The 23,274-nt window shown below is 43.9% G+C and carries 18 protein-coding genes; 4 read left to right on the top strand and 14 right to left on the bottom strand.

What is annotated here, in order from left to right:
* Positions 1–183 precede the first annotated feature (183 nt).
* The 9 genes from B5D55_RS03655 to groL form a co-directional block, all read right to left on the bottom strand.
* On the bottom strand, positions 184–1,023 hold the full coding sequence (locus B5D55_RS03655; protein WP_078932646.1) for a formylglycine-generating enzyme family protein: 840 nt from the start codon (positions 1,021–1,023) through the stop codon (positions 184–186).
* A gap of 46 nt (positions 1,024–1,069) precedes the next feature.
* A complete protein-coding gene (locus B5D55_RS03660) occupies positions 1,070–1,582 on the bottom strand; it encodes a cyclic nucleotide-binding domain-containing protein (protein ID WP_078932647.1) in 513 nt (170 codons plus the stop codon).
* Positions 1,583–1,585: 3 nt separating this feature from the next.
* A complete protein-coding gene (locus tag B5D55_RS03665) occupies positions 1,586–2,785 on the bottom strand; it encodes a potassium channel family protein (protein WP_078932648.1) in 1,200 nt (399 codons plus the stop codon).
* Between the two features lie 58 nt (positions 2,786–2,843).
* On the bottom strand, positions 2,844–4,694 hold the full coding sequence (locus tag B5D55_RS03670; protein ID WP_143593179.1) for a tetratricopeptide repeat protein: 1,851 nt from the start codon (positions 4,692–4,694) through the stop codon (positions 2,844–2,846).
* 30 nt (positions 4,695–4,724) lie between these two features.
* The gene (nusB, locus tag B5D55_RS03675; protein ID WP_078932650.1) at positions 4,725–5,288 is read right to left on the bottom strand and encodes a transcription antitermination factor NusB; all 564 of its coding nucleotides are present in this window, start codon (positions 5,286–5,288) and stop codon (positions 4,725–4,727) included.
* A gap of 70 nt (positions 5,289–5,358) precedes the next feature.
* The gene (locus B5D55_RS03680; protein ID WP_078932651.1) at positions 5,359–6,435 is read right to left on the bottom strand and encodes an MOSP complex formation periplasmic protein, TDE1658 family; all 1,077 of its coding nucleotides are present in this window, start codon (positions 6,433–6,435) and stop codon (positions 5,359–5,361) included.
* 174 nt (positions 6,436–6,609) lie between these two features.
* A complete protein-coding gene (locus tag B5D55_RS03685) occupies positions 6,610–8,436 on the bottom strand; it encodes an alanine--tRNA ligase (RefSeq protein WP_078932652.1) in 1,827 nt (608 codons plus the stop codon).
* Between the two features lie 99 nt (positions 8,437–8,535).
* Positions 8,536–10,110 (bottom strand): pallilysin-related adhesin, encoded by a 1,575-nt coding sequence (locus tag B5D55_RS03690; protein ID WP_078932653.1) that lies wholly within the window; start codon positions 10,108–10,110, stop codon positions 8,536–8,538.
* A 117-nt stretch (positions 10,111–10,227) separates the two neighbouring features.
* Complete coding sequence (gene groL / locus B5D55_RS03695; RefSeq protein WP_078932654.1) at positions 10,228–11,856, bottom strand: chaperonin GroEL; 1,629 nt, start codon at positions 11,854–11,856, stop codon at positions 10,228–10,230.
* 234 nt (positions 11,857–12,090) lie between these two features.
* Here groL and B5D55_RS03700 point away from each other — a divergent pair, with 234 nt between their 5' ends.
* Together B5D55_RS03700 and uvrB are read left to right on the top strand one after the other, a co-directional pair.
* Positions 12,091–12,675: a glucosaminidase domain-containing protein gene (locus tag B5D55_RS03700; protein WP_078932673.1), complete on the top strand. Its 585-nt coding sequence runs from the start codon at positions 12,091–12,093 to the stop codon at positions 12,673–12,675.
* A gap of 12 nt (positions 12,676–12,687) precedes the next feature.
* On the top strand, positions 12,688–14,685 hold the full coding sequence (uvrB, locus tag B5D55_RS03705; RefSeq protein ID WP_078932655.1) for an excinuclease ABC subunit UvrB: 1,998 nt from the start codon (positions 12,688–12,690) through the stop codon (positions 14,683–14,685).
* Positions 14,686–14,698: 13 nt separating this feature from the next.
* Here the strand turns inward: uvrB and B5D55_RS03710 are convergent, their stop codons facing one another.
* The 3 genes from B5D55_RS03710 to B5D55_RS03725 form a co-directional block, all read right to left on the bottom strand.
* Positions 14,699–15,697 carry an endonuclease/exonuclease/phosphatase family protein gene (locus B5D55_RS03710; RefSeq protein ID WP_078932656.1) on the bottom strand — a complete coding sequence of 333 codons (999 nt, stop codon included), beginning with the start codon at positions 15,695–15,697 and terminating at the stop codon, positions 14,699–14,701.
* A gap of 411 nt (positions 15,698–16,108) precedes the next feature.
* Positions 16,109–17,239 carry a redox-regulated ATPase YchF gene (gene ychF, locus B5D55_RS03720; RefSeq protein WP_078932658.1) on the bottom strand — a complete coding sequence of 377 codons (1,131 nt, stop codon included), beginning with the start codon at positions 17,237–17,239 and terminating at the stop codon, positions 16,109–16,111.
* Positions 17,240–17,331: 92 nt separating this feature from the next.
* The gene (locus tag B5D55_RS03725; protein WP_078932659.1) at positions 17,332–18,672 is read right to left on the bottom strand and encodes an acetate kinase; all 1,341 of its coding nucleotides are present in this window, start codon (positions 18,670–18,672) and stop codon (positions 17,332–17,334) included.
* Between the two features lie 168 nt (positions 18,673–18,840).
* On the opposite strand from B5D55_RS03725, the gene B5D55_RS03730 reads away from it, so the two are divergent.
* Entirely contained in the window at positions 18,841–20,100 is a 1,260-nt protein-coding gene (locus B5D55_RS03730) for a S1C family serine protease (protein WP_078932660.1), read from the top strand.
* A gap of 121 nt (positions 20,101–20,221) precedes the next feature.
* Positions 20,222–20,452, top strand: coding sequence for a 50S ribosomal protein L28 (gene rpmB / locus B5D55_RS03735; protein WP_078932661.1), 231 nt, complete (start codon positions 20,222–20,224; stop codon positions 20,450–20,452).
* Positions 20,453–20,532: 80 nt separating this feature from the next.
* On the opposite strand, the gene B5D55_RS03740 is transcribed toward rpmB, so the two are convergent.
* Positions 20,533–21,456 carry an MBL fold metallo-hydrolase gene (locus B5D55_RS03740; RefSeq protein WP_159446148.1) on the bottom strand — a complete coding sequence of 308 codons (924 nt, stop codon included), beginning with the start codon at positions 21,454–21,456 and terminating at the stop codon, positions 20,533–20,535.
* 1 nt (position 21,457) lies between these two features.
* Complete coding sequence (gene pyk, locus B5D55_RS03745) at positions 21,458–23,254, bottom strand: pyruvate kinase (RefSeq protein WP_078932663.1); 1,797 nt, start codon at positions 23,252–23,254, stop codon at positions 21,458–21,460.
* Positions 23,255–23,274: the final 20 nt, after the last annotated feature.

Raw genomic sequence — 23,274 nt, forward strand, 5'->3', positions numbered from 1 at the left:
AATTCAGCCTGAATTTACTTTTAAATTCAGCCTGAATTTACTTTTGAATTCAGCCTGAATTTACTTTTAAATTCAGCCTGAAATGCCTGAACTTATTATGTCACAGGCAAGGTCGTCAACGATACACGTTCCCTGACCTAGCATTGATAATGGTGTCTTATTAACGTTAATTTTGATGCCGAATCAAAAAATCCTATTTCTTACAACGCGAAATCCCGTATCTTTTATTCTGGCTGATACAGGAACAGAACCGGTTGCATACACTGCGCAGGAATCTTCCTGTGAGTCAAAAGAACCGCCTCGAATAACAGCTTTTCCTTGTTTTAGCCAACACAGTTCCTGAACGTTTCCGCTCATATCATAAAGTCCAAGTGCATTAGGAGTTTTTTGTTTTACAGGCTCAGAAGCACCGCTAGTATTTTCATTGAACCATGCAACTTCAAAAACATCATAGCTTCCTGAAAATTTTTCAAGAAGCAGTTTTTCACCACCTCTTGCAGCGTATTCCCATTCTTCTTCTGTTGGAAGGCGGTATCCGTCAGCAGAAAAATCACACTCTACGGAATTCCATTCAACATCATCAACATTTGTCTTAGGAACACTTCCCCAGTCATCTGGATTTGAAGAATTTTTGATTTTATAGCACGGAGAAAGGCCTTCTTTTATACTGCGGCGATTACAGTAAACGAGTGCATCATAAAAACTTACAAAATAGACGGGAAAATCCTCTTCTTTACCAAACTGATCCTTCGGCTGTGCTCCATTATATGCACAGAACTCCTCATATTCTTTCTGTGTAACTTCGTGAGAACACATTGAAAAATTTTCAATTCTGACTTCCTGACCGGTAAAAACAGCACTGCGTCGAAGACTTTGAGTTACAACTTTTCCGTGCACGCTCTTAAAATCTGACGCAGAACTGATATTTTCACTTGAAACAGAACAAGCTGAAAAACAGAACACGAATAACAGAACTGCTGCAATAAAAAACGGATGAAAAGAAGAAAAACTTACTTTCTGCAAGAACGACCCCCTATATAATAAACCGTGCAAAATTCATATTTATAATTTACTCTCCGTCAACTTCGTCAATGAGCGCCTCGTACAGCGTAAGCAAATCTTTATTCGAACGGCGAAGAGATGAAGCAAGGCGGCGCGCAATCCGGTATGTCGACCGGTAGCCTAGAACAGGCTCTTCTTCGCACAAAGCCTTGAATGTTCCGCCGTCAAGACAAAGCGTCCGGCAGTTTTCAAGCGCAACAACAGAAGCGGAACGGCGGTCGCTGTCTACAAGCGCAACCTCCCCGAAAAAAACATTCTGTTCTGCACTTAAATTTACTACGGCAAACTGTTCGTTCCCGGGCGTATTCCGCTTTACCTGAACGCTTCCAGTATGAAGAATGTACAGTGTATCGCCCAAATCGCCCTCGTTTATGATGACTTCGCCCTTTGAAAAATCACGCACCTCAAGCGCAAGGCAGATTTTTTTCAAAATCCGTTCGTTGTCTTCAGTATGTTCCGTAAAATCAGAAAAAATCTCAAGTTTCGGAAGTTTTGCTATAATATCCGCGCTGAATTCCATATACTACTCCGTTTTGTCTGCGTTGTTCCCGTGAATAAAAATCGCCTTTGAATTTCCGGGAACAATATAGTCGTCCTCTGGCGTAAAATGCGGAAGATTGCTCTGAAGCGTCTTTACCTTTTTTAAGTTGGCAACGATTTTTTCCATATCAGGATTTTTCTGCGCTTCCGCAAGCGCCTCTTTTCTGCGCTGATAAAAATTTCCGGTATTTTCAAGAAGCCCAATCAGAACATCGCGCGTCCTAAGCGAAATGCGGTAATCGCGGTACGGTTTTCCAACAAATTCCTGCGGAATAGATTCAATTACAATTCCTGCATCAGCATCCCCTGCAATAAGCTCGCGAAGAATATGGCTCATCCCCTTTCCGCTTGAAGCCTGAACAAGAAGATTCTGCTCATAATCGGAAGAAAGAATTATTTCATCACAGCGTGCAAGTGAAAGATGCTTTTCAAACTTGGAGTCGGCGATTTCTGCAACACAGTAAATGCGAGGATTTAAGTTTTTCATCGTAATAACGGCAAGAACCGCCCGAGAATCGTTTTCCAGCGCAGAATAATTCTCCGATAAATCCGCAAGAATAAGGGCGCGCTCGGCAGTCTTTATCTGCGCCTTCAAAAGCGTATCTTCGTCCGTAAAATCTCCGTGAAGATAATTTATGCCTTTAAAACGACTGTCAGATTTTATTCTGTCAATTTCACCCTGCCCGGCACTGTTCAGAATGACAATCTTTTCATTCGGAACTTCTGGGTTCGCATTAAGAATTCCTGCAAGAATACGCTCAAAATTAGGCTTCCATCCGCAGATTAAAAAATGATTTTTCATCTTCGCCATATTCAAAAGTCCCTTATCCCTTTTCTGCTGCCTGTCAAACAGGAACGACGCAAATTTTCCGGAAAGCGCGCCGAAAAGCGCAACACCTGCAATCAGAAGCACCATCGCCGCAATCCGTCCAGGCACAGAATCAGGCGTAATGTCGCCGTAACCAACAGTTGTAATCGTAACAAGCGTGTACCAGAATGCGTCAAACAGCGTATTGATTTTTGAATTCGTTTCCTGCTCGGAAATAAAAATGACAAGCATAATGATTACGAGCACAAGAAACGTAATTAATCCTAAAAGAGATGCCGTTGAAGTAAACAACTCGCGGAAGCGCGAACGAATTCTTTTTGAACTGCCCTTTTTCCGCCCGTCTGATTTTCGCATACGTATATAGTAACATATTGAATAGAAAAGTTTAAGATAAATTCCCGTCTGACTACCATTACTTTTTCATTCTGGCAAGAAGAAGCCGGGCGTCCGCATTGCGGCTGTCCAAAGTAACTGCATATTCCGCACTGCGCCGGGCATTATTTATGTCACCGGAAGCATAATATATCAGGGAAACACGGTACAAAATTTCTGATTTACGACGGACGTCAGTACAGCGCCCGGCAGTTTTTGCGTACAAATCAAGGGCTTCTTTTTCGCGCCCCAAAGAATTATAAATCATGGCAAGATTCATGCAGGAACCGTCAGAAACAAACGGAGAAAGGAAAAGTCCTCCTGCTAAATCCGGCTCAAAACAGGCAGACTCATACAACCGGACAGAATCATCGGCACGAAGTGCAGTGGCTGCAAAATAACCTGCATATTCCCGTTCCTTTACGGTAAGAAGCGCGTGTTTTTCGTACAATTCGCTCCATAAGCCAGCCCCGGAAGAAATATCGTATTTCCTGCGCACCGCATTGAAAAAAAGCCGTTCCGCTTCTTCCGGCTGTTTTGTACGAAGCAGAAAATTCACCGCATATTCAAGCAGTATATCAGGGTATACGCCGGGTGAAACGGCTTTGTCTTCAAGAATTCGCCACAAATCAGCAGTCTTGTCTTTTTCGGAAAGCCCGAAAGCCGTTTTATATTTTAAGTCAAGCGCAACAACAGAAAGCAGCGGATTTTTCGTCCTCTCTAGACTGCTGTTTATGCGGAACACTGCATCACTTACAGGAATTTTCATTCTTCTGTCAAAACGTTCCATTTCCAGCGTCGTCGTTCCTGCACTGCGGATTTCAAGCTGGATGCTGTTTTCCGCACGTTCGCGGTTAGACTCAAAGGCAAAATTCGCATAAAGCACAAGCGCCGGAACAAAATCAGCCCATTCGTTCACCGCAAAAAATATATACTGCGCACAGTCATCCTCGTTACGGTTATCCCACGCCCATCGCGCACAGTTCGTAAAAAGAACGGCAAACTGATTTTCATCAGCACCGTCAGGAATAATCCAACCGTTCCGCCCTTTTTCAAGCGAAGCAACCCATTCCCGGCGTATTTTTTCCGCAGATTCTTCGTCTTTTAATGAAGTAAAGGCATCTGCCTCAATCGAAAGCACGTCATTTATGTCCGCCGCAGCCCCAGAAGAAAAAGGCGACTGCAAAAGAGTTTCTGCCGCCTGCGCATAATGCACCGCATCGCCAAAACGTCCGGCGTCATACATAACAAGAGCCCAGAAATACGCATCACGGCTTTCAGAAACTTCCTGCGGACGGACAGAACTGGCGCTTTCATACGCACCACCGGCAAGATGAATAAGCGCACAGTTTCTAAGCCAGCCGTTATCTTCCGACCCCATATACGCGTCGTAATACACAGGAATATAATCCGGCACAAAAGCAATTTCAAACAGACTGCTGTTTCCTGATTTTTCAAGCGTATCTTGAAGCACAGCCTCCGAATAGACTGAACCGTATTTTGTTCCTTGAAGGCACTTTCCAGCTTCAAGTGCCTGATCCAGTTTCCCTGCACGAAGAAGAAAATGCGCATATACCGCATTCAGCTCTTCATTTTTGGGATTGCTTTTTAATGCGCGGACAAGAACTTTCTCCGCCCGGGCATTTTCTCCAAGCTGCGCATACCGCCGGAAAACTCCCAGCTGCGGCCAGGAACCGTAAGCCTTTTTTTCAATTTTTCCAAGTTCCTTAAGAGCCTCTTTATATTGCTGCTGTGAAATAAGCGCGTCAATTTCATCAAGGGCGCTCATAAAAGATTTTTGAGATTTATTTAAAGAGCAGGAAAACAGAAAAGGCAGAAAAACTGCCGCAAATAGGAAAATCCGCATTATTTTTCTGCCTTTACCGTTCATACCTGTTTCCAACCATTACCGGAGCATATACTACCGGGCAATATCTTTACTGATTTTATCAAGAATAGCGTTCGTAAATTTATAAGAATCGTCAGAACCGTAATCTTTTACTATCTCAACAGCTTCATCAATAACGATGGAAGGATGAGTATCTTTCTGATACAAAAGTTCATATACGCCTATGCGCACAACCGCAAGAGCAACTTTATTTATGCGCTCAATGCTCCATTTTGGCGAAAGATGACTTTTTATAAGACCGTCAATCTCATCTTTATTTTCAAGCGTTCCCCTTACAAGAAAGCGCGCGAACGCAAAGACTTCGTTTTTCTTATCTGCGGAGAGACCTTCAAACAGTTCAAGCTGCTTGTCAAACAGACAGTACTTGATTTCGTTCACAGGTTCTATAACTTCCGAACCTTCACCTTCTTCCGTCTGCACGTCATCTGCCTTTGAAGGAGCAGGACTTTCCGGCTCGTCCTCAAAAACATCACGTTCTATCCAGGAAAAAGAAAGCAAATCTTCTATATCAACTCCGCCCACATCCCAGGAATACAACGCCTGAAATGCAAGTATTCGACCAATACGTCTAGACATAATTACTCCGTCAATCGGCAGATTATACCGTACAGAACAAAACCGCGGCTCATAAACCGCGGTTTTTCCGTTACCAGTTAAGGAGCTTATCCAAATCTGCACCTTTTTTCTTGCGTTCTACATTTTCCTCTGTATCAAGAGAAGCTGCAATTTCACCGGCAGCATTCGTCAGATATTCCATCTGCTTCTGCTGACCTAAAGACTGCTTGATGTAGTCATAAACAGTTACCGTAGTTTCCGGCTGAACTACATCGCTTAAAGAAAGCATTTTTGCTTCGTATTTTTTTACAATCGTAAAGAACTGGAAATTTGTTTCCTGCTCCACAACGTCAGAAATATAGCCTTTTTCGTTCTTGAACAGTTCAAGAAGGTCGCCGTAAGAAATGCCGAGCTGCTGCGCACTCATCTGACTTTTATTTACAAGTACGTCGCCAGCCTGAAAGCCGGAATTTTCTTTCTTAGAATCAACAGTAATCTGATTTACCGTAATTTTCTTGTTTTTAAGATTATCATACAGAGAATTTGCCTTTATGCGTGCGGCCTCTGCATCAGTTCCCTTAGGAACAATTACAAGAAACATCTTGAACATATCAGTCCATACAAAAGATGTTTTGTTCAGTTCATAGAATGCACGGATTTCTTCGTCTGTAGGAGAAACTGACTGAAGTTCCTTCTGCCTCTGGCTTAAAATATACTGCTGTGCAATCAGCTGGTTTTTAAGATACGTTTTGTAATCCGCAACCGACATACCGGACTGCTGCTTCATATACTCATCAAGCGACATATTTGTCTGCGCTTTTACAAGCTGCTCGAATTCCTGTTCGGTTACGTTCTTTCCGATAGACTGTGATACAGACTGAAGGAAATACTGCTCAACAGTGCTGTCAGGAATAGTAATTCCAGCCATTGCAGCTGCCTGAATTACAAGTTTTTCCTGAATCATTGCATCAAGAACTTTCTTTCTATCATCTACAGAAAGCGTACCGTTGCGCTGCTTCTGATAAGCTTCAACACGCGTTTTAAGCTGCTTTACAGTAATTGACTCATTTTTATTCAGCTTTACAACTGCAAGAACCTGCAAGTCAGCCTGCGCAAAAAGCGCTGAAGCTGTAAATAAAGCTAAAAATGCAAGGGCGAAACGTTTCATTTTATCCTATCCTTTAAATTTTATTTTTGTATACAATACATTATAAACTAAGAATTTGTTTTTGGGTTACAAATTTTCATTATTTTGCATTATTCTCAGTTCAGCTGTTTACGATGGAAGCCCTAGCTGCCATAGCAAACAGCGTTAAGAAAAACTTTTCATCAGAAAAATTTTTCAGCTGTTTTCCAATGGAAGCCCTCCGCTTATCACCGCACGGATTCTGCGAACGCCGGCAGATGACGACTGCTCTTTCTGAATTTTGAAATCGCCAATCTGCGCCGTATGCTGAACGTGAGGACCACCGCAGACTTCCTTACTGAACCAGTCGTTCTTCACGTCACGTCCTACGGTATAAACTTTTACCTGTTCGCCGTATTTGCTTGCAAAAAGTGCACGAGCCCCTTCTGCCTTGGCTTCTTCAAGCGTCTTTATTTCCATTGTTACCGGCAAATCTTCCTTGATTTTTTCGTTTACAATGTCCTCGACCTTCTGGATTTCTTCCTTTGTCATCGGACGGTCAAACGTAAAGTCAAAGCGCATACGTTCATTATTTATGTTAGAACCTTTCTGCGCAACCTGATCACCGAGTACATTTATAAGTGCCTGCTGTAGCAAGTGGGTAGCCGTATGATATTTTGTAGCTACATCGCTCTGTTCTGCAAGACCGCCTTTTGCCTGTCCTGCATCAGCAGATTTTGATGCTTCCTGATGCTTGCGTTCTGCTTCCTTAAAACCGTCAGTATCGACCGTAAAACCGTTTTCTGCACCAAGTTCCTGCGTAAGTTCAAGCGGAAAACCGTAAGTTTCATAAAGATTATACGCAACTTTTCCGCTGATGATTTTTTTCGGATTTTTCATAAGGTTCGGAAGAAGTTTCTGGAATTCAGCCTCGCCTTTTTTCAGCGTAATGCGGAATTTATCTTCCTCCGCAGTAAGTTCACGACAGATTTTTTCACGGTTCGTTTCAAGTTCCGGATATGCGCACTTAAAGTTGTCGATGACAGCTCCGGCAACTTCGGCAAGGAACGCCTTTTCAATTCCAAGTTTCATTCCGTGTCGTACAGCGCGGCGGATAAGACGGCGGAGTACATAGCCGGCTCCCACATTCGACGGAGAAATGCCTTTCGGGTCACCGATAATAAAGACGGCAGCGCGCTCGTGGTCTGCAATAATGCGGACGCTTCTGTCCTTTTCTTCGTCAGTTCCGTATGTATAGCCGGAAAGCGCTTCAATCGCCTTGATTATAGGCTGGAACACTTCCGTAAGATAAACGCTTGTTTTTCCCTGAAGAATGCAGTTCGTGCGTTCAAGTCCCATACCGGTGTCAACGTTCTGCTTAGGAAGTTTTTCAAGAGTCTTTTCATCTATGCGGTTGAACTGCATAAAAACGTTGTTCCAGATTTCAAGCCAGTTCTTGCTGTCTGTTCCCTTGTTTGAACCTTCCGGCGGAAGACCTTCGCCAACCCAGTAGAAAATCTCCGTATCAGGACCGCACGGACCTGTAGGACCTGCCGCCCACCAGTTATCGCTTGCAGGAAGATACGCAATCTTGTCTTCCGGCATACCGTTTTCCTTCCAGTAAGAAGCAGCTTCCTCATCACGAGGCGCACTTTCATCACCGGCAAAAACTGTCACCGAAAGTTTTTTTGGATCAAGTCCGAGCCATTTCGGACTTGTAAGGAATTCATAGGAATATGCAATAGATTCTTTCTTGAAATAGTCGCCCAAAGACCAGTTGCCGAGCATTTCAAAACAGGTAAGATGGCTCGGATCGCCGACCTCATCAATATCGCCGGTACGCACGCACTTCTGATAGTCAGTAAGACGCGTTCCTGCCGGATGTTTTTCACCAAGAAGATACGGAACAAGCGGATGCATTCCGGCGGTCGTAAAAAGAACAGAAGGGTCATTTTCAGGAATTAAAGACTGTCCCGAAATTTCTACATGATTTTTGGATTTAAAAAATTCAATATACTTAGATCTAAGTTCGTTTGCTGTCATAATCTATAATCCTATTAAGTCCTTTATAAATTGTCAATTGCCTGTTTTTTTTGCCTGTTTTTTTTCCGAAGCCGTTTCGGGCAGGAAGAAAGCGGCGTTTCAGTGCTGGCGTACAGTTTTGTCCGTATCGCGGCGGCGCAGCGTAATCACCCTGCCTTCAGCCGCATAGCAGGTAAGCGGCGAAATGGTAACCGGAGTAAGGTGAATGCAGTCCTTGTCTTCAACCGTCTGCACAACAGGTTTCTGACGCCTGTTTTTTGCAGGAATCGTAACCTGCGACGTTTCAAATTTCATCACGTATGCGGCAGAAAGAATTGATTTTTCAGAGGAGGAACGGAACTGTATCACCGGAAACGAACCGATTGTTTCTGCAACGTAAATGCCGCTTTCTTCCGTTGTTCCTGTAATTCTATAACCGTTTTCAGAAAGGGTGTAGCGATTTCCGTCGTCATCGAACCAGGCAGATTCTTCCGTAAGTTTTTTCATATATTCACTATGAGCCGGAACTTTTTTTGTTTCGCCGAACGTATTTTGAAAAGACATTTTCTTGTACGTACCGTCCCACTGATTGCTTTCCTTTATAATCATTCCGACGTTATCGTGAACGTGGACTGAAACTTCGTTAATTCCGGTAAGCATAATGTCGAAGCGGCGCTTCATACTGGAAATAATGGAATTGACTGTAGTAAGGTAGATACCGCTTCGCCTCAGGCTGGAATCTTCCCAGGAATACACGCCTTCAGTATCATCAGAAAGGAAAATAACCTCCCTGTCGTTATAATTAAAATAGATGTAGCTTGGCGTAGAACTGGAATTGTTAGTTTTATACCACAACCCAGTTAAAAACTGCCCGAAAGTATCAACATTTCCGTTCTGAATGCGCGAAAGTTCACGCGCTGCCATACGGCTTCCCGTAATTTTAAGCTGCCGCGACTGAACGTACACTTCACTGTCATAATCCCATTTATATTCAGTTTGAATCTGGCTTATTCCTTCAGATGCCGTAACCTGTGTTTCCGATTTATCAGAACTGTACACCCAGACTGTATACGGCGCTCCCCATGCCTGCGAAAGTTCATACGCATCGGAACGGTCTGCCTGCTGGATAAAAATCGTACCGTCAGAAGAAAAATCACCGATATTTTTGATTTCCACCGTTCCGAACTTTTTTTTGCACAAAAAAAGCTGCATTACAGAATCTCCGTTAGATTTTACGCCCTGATATACAAGTGCCATCTTATGGTTTCCAATCATATCTACGGCATTATACGAAAATGTCCGTATTTTTGAAATTTCCGTAGCAATTTCGGCAGAACGGCTGTATGAATTTGTATCAGGATTATATAATCCCACAATAAGAAAAAGATACGGAGAACCTGCCTTTCTGACCGCAACAACCTGATCATCAAAAGTATCGCCGTCAAAATCAACTGTAAGCGTACTCATAAGAGTTTCGGTAGGAAGAAGCGGAACAAAAGACGTCAATACAGATTCGTCAGAAACAGAAGCACCATCCTCCGTCCCGGAAGAAGTACCGTCTTCCGCCACAGGAGTTACCATTTTAGGAAGAACCGACTTGCTGCGGTTTCTAAGATAGAAAAAATTGAATCCAAGGAGAAAGAGAAAAAGCAGAGCAACGCCTGCAAAAACAACAACAAGAACTCGTGATTTCATATAAAAAATATAGCGAATTTCAGGACATTTAACAATGCGAAAAAAAAGGCGGAATATCCGAAACGGATACTCCGCCTTTTACCGCCGGAAATAACAAATCTTTCCGGAGGTTATTTATTAGTACATTCCGCCCATATCTGGTGATGCAGCCGGTGCAGCAGCCTTAGGTTCAGGAATGTCAGTAATTGCACACTCAGTAGTAAGCAATGTACCGGCAATTGAAGCTGCATTCTTCAATGCAGAAGTAGCAACTTTTGCAGGGTCAATGATGCCTGCTTCAATCATATTAACCCATTCACCAGTGTATGCGTTATAGCCTACGCCTTTTTTCTCTGTCTTTGCGCGCTCTGCAATAACTGCACCGTCAATTCCTGCATTGTCAGCAATCTGGCGGATAGGTTCTTCAAGGGCACGGCGGACAATCTTAAATCCAACTTTTTCGTCTTCGCTAAGTTCAGCCGGAATAGACTCAAGAGCTTTTGCAGCTTCAACAAGGGCGATTCCGCCGCCTGCAACAACACCTTCTTCAAGAGCAGCACGTGTAGCGGCAATTGTATCTTCAACGCGGAATTTCTTTTCCTTCATTTCAGTTTCTGTTGTAGCACCAACGTTGATTACTGCAACGCCGCCTGCAAGTTTTGCAAGACGTTTCTGGAGCTGTTCCTTGTCATAGCTTGAAGTAGATTTTTCAATCTGCATTTTGATTTCAGCAACGCGGTCAGAAATAGCTTTCTTTTCACCAGCACCGCCAACGATTGTAGTATTGTCCTTGTCAATCTTGATTGTCTTAGCCTGTCCAAGAACTTCCTCGCCGCAAGACTCAAGTTTAAGTCCTACTTCTTCAGAAACAACTGTTGCGCCTGTAAGAATTGCAATATCCTGAAGCATATCCTTGCGGCGGTCACCGAATCCAGGAGCTTTTACCGCGCAGACTTTGATTGTTCCGCGGATTGTATTCAATACAAGAGTCGTAAGAGCTTCGCCGTCAACATCTTCACAGATGATGACAAGTGATTTTCCTGCGTTTGCAACTTTTTCAAGAATAGGAAGCAGATCTTTCATAGAAGAAATCTTCTTGTCATAGATAAGAACGGATGCATCTGAATATTCAGCAACCATTCTTTCACGATCAGTTACAAAATAAGATGAAATATATCCGCGGTCGAACTGCATTCCTTCAACAGTATCAACAGTCGTATCCATATTCTTGGATTCTTCAACAGTGATAACGCCGTCTTTTCCAACCTTTTCAATAGCATCTGCAATCAAAGCACCGATTTCCGGGTCATTATTTGCAGAAATAGAAGCAATGTTTTTGATGTCAGCGGCATCTTTTACAGGTTTGGAATTCTTTTTGATTTCATCAACAGCAACAGCAACAGCCTTATCCATACCGCGCTTAATCTCAATCGGTGTCATGCCGGCAGCAACGGACTTAAATCCTTCGCGGACAAGCGCATACGCAAGAACGGTTGAAGTTGTAGTACCGTCTCCGGCATCATCGTTTGTCTTTGAAGCAACTTCGCGGACAAACTGCGCACCCATATTCTCATACGGATCTGCAAGTTCGATATCCTTTGCAACAGAAACACCGTCCTTTGTAATTGTAGGAGCACCGTATTTCTTGTCAAGCATTACCATACGTCCGCAAGGTCCAAGCGTTACTTTTACAGCCTTTGCAATCTGCTCAACGCCAGAAAGCAACTTTTTACGTGCATCTTCATTAAACATTAACTGTTTTGCCATTTTCTATAACCTCTATATTTTGTTTTTTTATCAGTTTATCTATTAAGATATAAAAAAAAAATTCTATCGGCAAGTGATTTATTAAATAAAATATGAAATTCTGAAGTTTTTCACAGGCAGAAAACATACATAAGAACACCTCTAAAAAAAATCAGCAAAGACAAGTTTTTTTATGTGTCCGTAACTTTATATTATGCAAAAGATCATTTTTTCCGAAATTATAGTATGACTAATATGAAAAAAATCAGTTATTTGTATCTTATACTGACATTGCCGCTAGTATTGTTTTCCTGCCAGACTATGCAGCAGCGCGGAACGTCTGTATCACGGGAGATTACAGGAACGCCTGTATTAAGCGAACAGCAGCTTACGCAGTATTTTATGTTTAAAAATCCGTCAGCAGACAAAAAACAGGTTCAGCGGCTTGCCCGTCTGTACATTCAGGAAGGAGCGTATGAAGGAATAAACTCTGACGTTGCATTTGCGCAGATGTGCCTTGAAACAGGATACCTCACGTTCGGAAATCTTGTAGTGCCGGAAATGCACAATTACTGCGGACTTGGCGCAATAGATGCTGCGCACCCTGGAGAATGGTTTGCCACCGAACAGATTGGAGTACGTGCGCATATCCAGCATCTGCACGCATACGCTACCACGGAAGACGTACGGCTGAACGGAACGCTCGTTGACAATCGGTACAAATGGGTTCGTCCGCGCGGAAAAGCACCTACGATATTTGAACTGGCAGGAACGTGGGCGGCAGACCCCTTATATGGTGAAAAACTTGATGCAATTCTTGAAAAGATGCAGACTTTCTAGTATTTCTTATGTATGAGAAAATTCAAAGTCGTTTCAGAATTCGAGCCGTCAGGTGATCAGGGACAGGCAATAGAAAAACTTTCAGAAGGTTTTTTGCGCGGAGATAAGTACCAGACGCTAAAAGGCGTTACCGGTAGCGGAAAGACGTTTACGATGGCAAAAATAATAGAAAAAGTGCAGCGTCCTACGCTCATCATAAGCCACAACAAAACGCTTTCTGCACAGCTGTACCGGGAATTCAAAAGTTTTTTCCCGAACAATGCCGTCGAATATTTTGTTTCTTACTACGACTACTACCAGCCGGAAGCGTATGTTCCGGCGCGAGACCTATATATAGAAAAAGATGCGTCAATCAACAAAGAAATTGACATTATGAAAATGCGAGCCACCTACAGTCTTATGGAGCGTCGCGACGTAATCGTTATAGCTACAGTTTCCTGCATTTACGGTCTTGGAATGCCGGAACTGTATAAAAGCATGAGAATTCATCTTGAATGCGGAAAGACGATTGACACACACAAACTTGCGCTTGAACTTACGCAAATTCAGTACCAGCGGAACGACGTTGCAATGGACAGGGGAAATTTCAGGATTCGCGGAGACATTATAGAAATTTATCCGCCGTACATGGAATTTGACGAAGCGTACAGGATCGAACTGGAATGGGATGAAATTGCAAGAATAAAAAGATTTAACGTCATTTCGGGCGCAATTACCGAAGAACTTGACGAAACTGTAATCTACCCGGCAAAAAACTTTGTCATTCCGCAGGACGAACTTTTTGCGGCAACAGAAAGAATTCAAACCGAGTTGAAAGACAGGCTTGATGAACTTAATGCGCAGAAAAAGTTTTTTGAGGCAGAACGACTAAAGACTCGTGTAACTTACGACATCGAAATGATGAAGGAAATGGGCTACTGCACTGGAATTGAAAATTATTCTGCGCCGATTGCCGCCCGAAAACCAGGAGAACCGCCTGCAACGCTTCTTCATTATTTTCCGGACGACTTTTTATGTATGATTGACGAAGCGCACGTTTCTGTTCCGCAAATTGGTGCAATGTACGAAGGAGACAGAAGCCGCAAGCAGAATCTTGTTGACTTCGGATTCCGCCTTCCGAGCGCACTTGACAACCGTCCTCTGAAATTCGATGAATTTTCAAAAATGCTCAATCAGGTAATTTACGTTACCGCAACGCCGCGAAAGGAAGAAATCAAGCAGAGTACGCAGGTGGTGGAACAACTTATTCGCCCGACAGGACTTCTTGACCCTGTAGTTGAAGTCCGTCCAAGCGAAGGGCAGATGGAAGACATCTACCGCGAAATACAGGAACGCATTGAAAGAAAAGAACGCTGTCTTCTTCTAACGCTGACTAAAAAAATGGCGGAAGACTTAACTGACTACCTTACCGGGCTTTCCTTAAAAGTAAAATACATTCACTCTGAAATCGACACATTCGAGCGCGTAGAAATTTTAAAAAGCCTTCGTACCGGAGAAATAGACATTCTTATAGGCATTAACCTGCTCCGGGAAGGAATTGACCTTCCGGAAGTATCGTTCATCGCAATCCTTGATGCAGATAAAATAGGATTTTTGCGGTCAACAACAAGTCTTGTGCAGATTATAGGACGCGCCGCACGCAACGAAAACGGCAAGGTCGTTATGTATGCAGACCATATGAGCGATGCAATGAAAGAAGCAATAGAAGAAACAAAACACCGTCGCGAAGTTCAGGAAGCATATAACAAGGCGCACGGAATTACGCCGCACACAATCAAAAAAGCAGTTCAGGATATTCTTGAGCACGAAGCAAAAGACGCACAGGAAAATGCAGCAACAGAACTTGAAATCCTGAAAAAATCTGCAAATCTGTTCAACAAGGAACAAAGAAACAAACTTCTTAAGGCACTGCACAAGGAAATGGAAGAATGTGCAGACCGTCTTGAATACGAACAGGCGGCGGCCATCCGCGACCAGATAAAGGAAATCGAAACGCAGTTCGGCAAATAAAACTACGGTCGTGTTAGCTACATTCAGTGTTAACCTCGTCAAGGCAAATGCGACAGAACAGCGGAAGATGGTCGGAATACCCCTGCCCGGTATAAATTTTATACCGGGCAGGAATTCCTGAATCTTCGCACCACACGCCAGTTGCCGCCCGGAATTCCAGAAACGCAATGTTCTGCGATGCAAAAAAATGATCAATACGCTCCCAGCTATCGTTGTAATAATACGAACCGGGCTCTTCTAGAACTCCGCCGAAAAACCACGGAGAATAAACAGGAACTTCTCCTCCAAGCACAACAATTCCCGAGTCATCATTACAATCTCCACAAAAATTAAATTCTGAAATATCACGGTTAAAATCTCCGGCTGCAAGAATATATGCACCGCGCTCAAAATCTTTTTTCATAAGCGATGAAAGTAGCGACTCCTGCCAGTTCCGCCATACTTCTGTTTTTTCAGCACCTCCGGATTTTGACTTCCAGTGATTTACAAAAAGAACAAGCTGCGTATCATTTACAAGAACTTTAAGCCTTATTACAGGACGCAGTTCCGGCTGCTTTTCACGTTCCGTCCTAACATCAAGATTATGTACCGTGGGTTCAGAAAGCGGAAAACGGGAAAGCACCGCACAGCCGATTGCACCACTTTCATTCTTTGCAAAAAGCGCATAATTCCAGTTTTTGCGTTGATTCCAGCTGAAACCAGAAAGTTCATTTGAAATATCAATGAGAATGTCTTTATTTTCAATTTCCTCAAAAACATAAATATCCGCGTCAAGCTGCCGCATTACCTCGCACAACCGTTTAAGCCGCGCCTCATAAGCCTGCACTCCCCATTGCTTTGAGCGGATAAAATCGCTATATTCCGAACCGGAAGTATTCGCATCAAAAAAAGTCTGAACGTTCCATGTTACGACAGACACCGAACGCGAAGAAGCACCTGCATAAAAACATCCTGAAAGACAAAGGCAGACAAGAATAAAAATCCAGCATTTTCCAGTCAATTTTTTTTTCATAAAACCCCTCAAGACAGAAAATTACAAGGCAGAAACACGCTTCTGTTACGCATCATTCCTGCCTTCAAGAAAAACTACGTTTCCCTATCTATATATAGGATTTTTTTTATAAAAAACGGAAGTTTTTGAAATATTTTTTGAAAAAAAATGCAAGATGAAAGGAAAATCCGTAAATAATGCAAGAACAGCAGAACCTTCGCCCTGATTCCGCTGAGTACCCAGAACAGTCATCCGCAGTTCTGCCACGCAGAACTGCAAGGCGAAGGGAAATCCGTATAATAATGAAAAAACAGTAGAACCTTCGCCCTGATTCCGCTGAGTACCCAGAACAGTCATCCGCAGTTCTGCCACGCAGAACTGCAAGGCGAAGGGAAATCCGTATAATAATGAAAAAACAGTAGAACCTTCGCCCTATGTATTAAACTTAAAGAACAGCACGTCTCCGTCCTGAACAACGTACTCCTTTCCTTCCTGACGATATTTTCCGGCTTCCTTGATTTTTGCCTCAGAGCCGTACTGCTTCAGGTCGTCGATGGAATACGCTTCTGCCTTGATAAAACCTTTTTCAAAATCCGTGTGGATTACGCCTGCCGCCTGCGGAGCTTTGTCACCTTCGTGAATAGTCCAGGCGCGGCACTCGTCGCTTCCGCCAGTAAAGAACGTGCGAAGTCCCATCAAATGATATGCCTTGCGCGCAAGCGTAGAAAGTCCGCTTTCCTTCAAACCGGCTGCTTCCATAAAATCGGCGCGCTCCGCGGGCTCGGTAATTTCGGAAAGGTCAGACTCAAATTTTCCGCAGATTACGACAACTTCGGAATTCTCCGCGGCGGCAATTTTCTGCACAACCTCAACATATTTATTCGTCTGCGCGGAAATCGACTCCTCATCAATATTCGCAACATACAGAGTCGGTTTCATCGTAAGCAGAAACATATCTCTTACGGCAAGTTTTTCGTCATCAGTTAAATCTGCCTGACGAGCGCATTTTCCATCCTGAAGAAGAGGCTTTATTTTTGCAACTGCACTGTTCCATGGTGCAAGCTGCTTTTCCGCTTCCTTGCCTAACGCACGAACCTGACGGATGTTTTTTTCTTCGCGCTTTGCAATTGTCTGCAAGTCAGCCTGAGCAAGCTCGTAATTTATCGTAAGAATGTCGCTTTCCGGGTCAATTGACGCTTCTGTGTTCGCATCTTCGCGCACGTGCATAATGTCTGGATTGTCAAAACAGCGGACTACGTGCGCGATGCACGCAGTTTCACGTATATTTGCAAGGAACTGATTTCCAAGTCCTTCGCCGTTAGACGCGCCCTTTATAAGTCCTGCAATATCAACGAATTTTACGCTCGCCGGCGTTTTTTTCTTCGGCTGATTTACCTTGGCAAGAAAATCAAGGCGCTCATCAGGCAGTTCCACAATACCGACGTTCGGGTCAATTGTACAGAACGGAAAATTCTCCGCAGCTGCAGGAGCCGCAGTAAGAGCCGAAAAAATAGTAGATTTACCGACATTCGGCAATCCGACAATACCACAATCTAATGACATAATCTTTCCTTAAATTTTCTTTTATTTTCTGGCAATCCGTACACCGAAAATCCGATTTTCGGGAATTTTCGATGTACAGGCTTACAAATTTCCTATTTTTTTGGAGGGAACGCCCTGATATCCGCAATGTGAGGACGTTTTACAAGGTCGCCCTTCAATCCTTCCTCGCGAGCTTTGTTCACATAGTCAGGACTCTGGAATGAATAGGTGAAATTCGTGTGGACGTCATACGTACCTTTCATAAGGGCATAAGCGTCTTCCGTCATAACAAGTTCCTCGTCAGTCGGAATGACAAAAATCTTTGTTGCAGAATCATCTGCGCTTATGCAAGTTTCAGCATTTCCGGTGAATGACCACTCGTTTTTCTGTGCATCGATTTTTATACCGTAGTTCTCAAGACCGCTCAGAGACTTAAAGCGCGTAATCGGACCTCGCTCGCCTACACCAGCCGTAAATACAATTGCATCAACGCGGCCAAGTTCAGCCATAAATGCACCGACGTATTTTTTAATGCGCAGTGCTTCCATTTCTATACAAAGCTGGCACAGTTTATCGCCTTTAGAAGCTTCAACCTCTATGTCACGGCGGTCGCTGAACCTTCCGGTAATTCCCAAACAACCGCATTTTTTATTCAGCGCCTTGTCCATTTCATCGGCAGACATTCCTGTTTTCCTCATAATGTAGAACGGAAGCGCAGGGTCTAAATCTCCAGAGCGGGTTCCCATAACAAGACCTTCAAGCGGCGTAATTCCCATTGTCGTATCGTAGCATACGCCGTTTTTAACGGCGCACATTGAAGAGCCGTTTCCAATGTGGCAGATGATTATATTCGTATCCTCAGGCTTTTTTCCAAGAAGAACGGCTGCACGTTTTGCCGTATACAGGAAACTCGTTCCGTGAAAACCGTAGCGGCGTGCACCGTATTTCTCATACCATTCGCGCGGAATTGCATACTGGAACGTTTCGTCCGGCATTGTCTGATGCCAGGCAGTATCCATAATGGCGGCGTGCGGAACATCCGGCAGAACTTTCTGCGCAGCCTCAATTCCCATAATGTTCGCAGGCATATGAAGCGGTCCCAAATCAATTACGGAACGGAATGTATCAAGAACTTCCGGCGTAACCAGTACGGATTTTGTAAATTTTTCGCCACCGTGAAGAACGCGGTGACCAACTGCCCCAATAACGCTCATATCGCTTATAACGCCGACTTCAGGATCTGTAATTTCCTTGATGATAAGTTCAATCGCTTCTTTATGAGTCGGACACGGACTTAAAACTTCAGTTTTCTTTCCTTTTGCCTTGTGCGTAATCCCTGAACCCTCTGAACCTACGCGTTCAACTACGCCGTTTGCAAGCACTTCCTTGTTGTCCCAGTCATAAACCTGATATTTTGCGGATGATGAACCGCAGTTAAGAGTAAGAATAACCATAAAAAACCTTCAATATGTAAAAAGATAGTAGAGTTGATTTTAAACTGCTACAGCAGAACGTATCAGCGCAGCAATAATCACAAAGTATATTCCGATTTCTTCTATTATTCAACCAATAAAAGCCGTCTTAAAATTGAATGTTAGCGGCAAATTCAGTATTATTGCAGCATGAAACTCTATTCAAAAAATCAAGTGATTTTATGTACCATCGCAGGCGCAATACTCGCCGTGCTTCTCACTTCGGCTGTCTTCAGGTTTTTCAGCCGGACAAAAAACAATTCAGCGGACGCTTCGGGAATATCTGCCGCAAGTACAGAATCTCCGGAAGAAACGGAACTTGCAGTATTTGAAACAGCATCCGTAAAGCAGACTGTCCGCCCTGTATCGAACGACATCACCTACACTCAGGACGAACTTCAAAACATCAGCGTATATGATGCGTGCAACGGCGCAGTAGTAAACATCAACACAAAAGTGACGGCAATCAACTGGTTTCTTGAACCGATTGTAGAGGACGGCGGAAGCGGAAGCGGCTCAATCATTGACAAGCGCGGCTATGTCCTCACGAACGTCCACGTCATAAAAGGCGCAACGAAAATCTACGTATCGCTTTCAGACGGAACGCAGTACGAAGCAACAGTCGTAGGACAGGACGAAGACAGCGACCTTGCGGTGATAAAATTCACTCCGCCGGAAGGAACAGTCCTCCAGACAATATCATTCGGTGACTCTACAAAGCTAAAAGTAGGACAGAAAGTCATTGCAATCGGAAATCCGTTCGGATTTGACCGCACGATGACTACGGGAATTGTATCCGCACTGGGAAGACCGATAAAAAATTCAAGCAACAGGATTATCCGCAATATGATTCAGACGGACTCCGCAATCAATCCTGGAAATTCCGGCGGACCATTGCTCGACACAAGCGGAAAAATGATAGGAATAAACACGATGATTTACTCCTCTTCCGGAAACAGCGCGGGCGTAGGCTTTGCCGTTCCGGCGGAAACAGCAGTGCGCGTAGCCTCTGACCTTTTGAAATACGGACGGGTACGCCGCGGCGTAATAGAAGTATCGCTCGTTCAGCTGAACAACACGATTGCAAATTACGCAAACCTTGACATTGCAAAAGGCGTACTTGTATCGCGCGCAACAAAAGGCGGAAATGCCGATGCCGCCGGAATTATAGAAGGTACGCAGGCAGCGCGTTACGGAAATACAATAATTTATCTTGGCGGTGACATCATCACCAAAATCGACAATATCTCCGTAACGTCAATCGCTGACTACTACTCCGCACTGGAAAGCAAGCGCCCCGGAGATGTCGTATACGTAACCGTCCACCGAAACGGCAAGGACAGAACGGTATCAATCCGCCTTGCAGACCCTTCATACAAGGACAAGCCGGCGGCGACATACGGAATATAGCGCAGGCAGCCTCGGACACGCCGAAAAACCTGTGGAAAAGAGCATTTCATTTGTTGACACACAAATGGAAATTCTATATAGTATCAGAACTAACGTGTAAACTATTAAGGTAGGTATAAATATGTCAAGAACTTGTGATATTTGCGGAAAAGGTACTGCACACGGAAACAAAGTTAGTAAGTCATTTAATCATACACACCGTACTTGGAGACCGAACCTGGTTACAGTAAAAACTGTACTTGACGGAGAAACAAGAACGCTTAAAGTATGCACACGCTGCTATCGCAGTGACTGGCTGGAAAAGAAAGTTCGCGTACCAAAAACTGCTGCAGAAGCTGCACAGAACAACTAATTGATTAGTGCATAGCCGCAGTAAACTGAATAAAGGAAGCCTAAAATGGCTTCCTTATTTTTTTAACGGAACAAGTAAAATCAGTTAATTTCAAATGAAAGACCGTCGTATGCAGGCTCAACGCTTCCGCCGTTTCTTACGATGCGCGAAAGATTTTCAAACGAATTAAGATGTTCGTGAATGTATGCAGAAATATCAGCGTGTTTTTTTAAATGGCAGATATGGGTAAACCAGGTATGGACAGGGCAGATTTTTTCCGCCGCCTGCATTGCCTGCAAATAGGAAAAATGCGTTGCGTGCGGAACTTCGCGCAAGCCGTCTATTACGCAATGCTCTATAATTCCGCCGTTATCAATGATTTTCTGAATGCTGCTTTCGGGAATGCTGCTGCAATCCGTAAGATATGCAAACGAATGAATGACGCCGTCAGCACCGCACACGGAAATAAGCCAGCCGGTTGTATCAATTTCTCCGTGTTTCATAGGAACAGGCATAATCTTCAAGTCGCCGAATTCAGGCGGCGTTCCTGCATCAAACACAGTATCTTCTTCAAGACGAAGTTTCGGTTTTCCGCCGCCGATTTGAGTCGGTCTGAATACATAGGAAAAACGCTCCTGCACGTCGCGGATTGACTGCGCATTTGAGTAAATGGCTATTCCCGGACCTTCAGTTTCTTTTCCTCTGTCTGGATTTGTAAGATGACTGCTTGAAATCGTATGGCTGAAAATGCGTATGTCGTCAAGTCCGTGAAGATGGTCAGCGTGACTGTGAGTTAAAAGAACTGCATCAACAGCCTTTATTTTGTACGTTATCGCCTGAATTCTGAACTCAGGTCCTATGTCAATCAGAATATGACTGTACGTTCCGTCATTGTTTTTAGAGGTAACATACGCACTGCACCTAAGCCGCTTGTCGTGCGGATCAGGCGAATTACAAACGTCACAGTCGCACGCAATGCACGGAATTCCGTGACTTGTGCCCGTGCCAAGAAGAACGACTTTCATTTCAGACAATGCCTTCGTAAACAACGCCCTGTTCGGAATCAAGCGTAACCGAAAGATCATTTTCAAGCGTCTTGTGAGCATCAGACACATTTAAAATCCACACTAAATCCCTGTTTAAAAGAGAAAGCTGCTCCGCCGGAATGTCACAGCCGGATTCGGCAACTACACCGTCTACCACACGAAGAGCCGGGATAAGTTCTTCTGTAATCCTGTTGCACACAAGAATTAAATGCTTGTGCAGGTTGAACTTGTCTTTTATAAGCGGCATATTGTCATCGTGAATTATACGACCGCGCGCCTTCTTTTTGTTCTCGTTTGCACAACCGAACGAAGTACCGCGCGCAATTACGTTTCCGACAAGAATGACTTTTATCGTATTTACCATAAGCGGACTTGAAATCGGAATTCCTGCACACATTACGACTTTATCAGAAAGATGAACTGCCCCGCAGTCAAGAGCCAACTTTACTGCATTCTGAATCATCGTTTCAGAATCGTCTGCAACCTGACAAAGGACAGGAGAAATTCCCCACTGAATCATAAGCTGGCGGCAGACTTTCTTCTGCGGCGTAACGGCAATTACAATCTGCTCAGGGCGAAATCCGCCGATAATCCGCGCCGTATTTCCGTGCAGGGTCGGAACGATAATCGCCTTTGCTTCAAGATTTCTTGAAAGCTTGTATGCACTGTGGGCAACCATATAGCCAATTTCGTTTCCAGGCTTAAAAGACGAATCGGCCGCTTTCATACGGCTTAAATATTCGTCGGAAACTTCAGTCGTACGCGTTATAAGTGCCATCATCTTTACAGACTCAACAGGATATTTTCCGCCGGCAGTTTCTCCGCTAAGCATAACGGCGTCCGTTCCGTCAAAAACGGCATTTGAAACATCAGTCAGTTCTGCGCGCGTCGGACGTGGATTTACAATCATAGAATCAAGCATCTGAGTTGCAGTAATTACAGGCTTTGCGGCAGCCCGGCATACGCGTATAATCGCCTTCTGTGCAAGAGGAATGCGCTCCGTCGGAAGCTGAACGCCCAAGTCGCCGCGTGCAACCATAATTCCATCCGCTTCCTTTACGATTCCTTCGATATTATTTACGCCCTCTTCATTTTCTATCTTTGCAATGACGCGCGCATCTGCACCTACGCTTTTAAGGTATTCTTTTATTTCAACAACTTCTTCCGGGAAACTCACGAAACTTGCAGCAACAAAATCAACGTCCATCTGCGCACCAAATTTCAAGTCTTCCTTGTCTTTTTCTGACATAATCGGAAGCCCTGCATGAACGCCTATTAAGTTAACATTCTTACGGCTTCCGATTGTACCTGAATTTGCAGCCGTACAGTACACAACGCCGTTTCGAATTTCGTCAACATCAAGTTCAATCAAACCGTCTGCAATCAGAACCTTTACACCCGGAAAAAGTTTTTCACAGGCGGCTTTCCATGAAATAGAAAGACGGCAGTTTTTTCCGCCGGAAGATGCCGTACAGAACGAATCTTCCGTAACAAGTTCAACTTTTTCTCCGGCAGAAATCGTAATTTTGCCGTCATTTTCTACAAGACCGGTACGTATTTCCGGTCCTTTTGTATCAAGCAGAATGGCAACAGGAATGTTAATTTCGTCAGAAATACGGCGTACACGTTCCATCGCCTGTTTATGCCATTCGTACGTTCCGTGAGAAAAATTAAATCGCGCAATGTTCATTCCTGCGCGAATCATACTGCGGATTGTATCATCATTGTCGCAGGCAGGACCTATCGAACAGACTATTTTCGTTTTTCGTGTAAACATACGCGTATTATACTATTATT

The organism is Treponema porcinum, from assembly GCF_900167145.1.
In the GTDB taxonomy this organism is placed as follows: Bacteria; Spirochaetota; Spirochaetia; order Treponematales; family Treponemataceae; genus Treponema_D; species Treponema_D porcinum.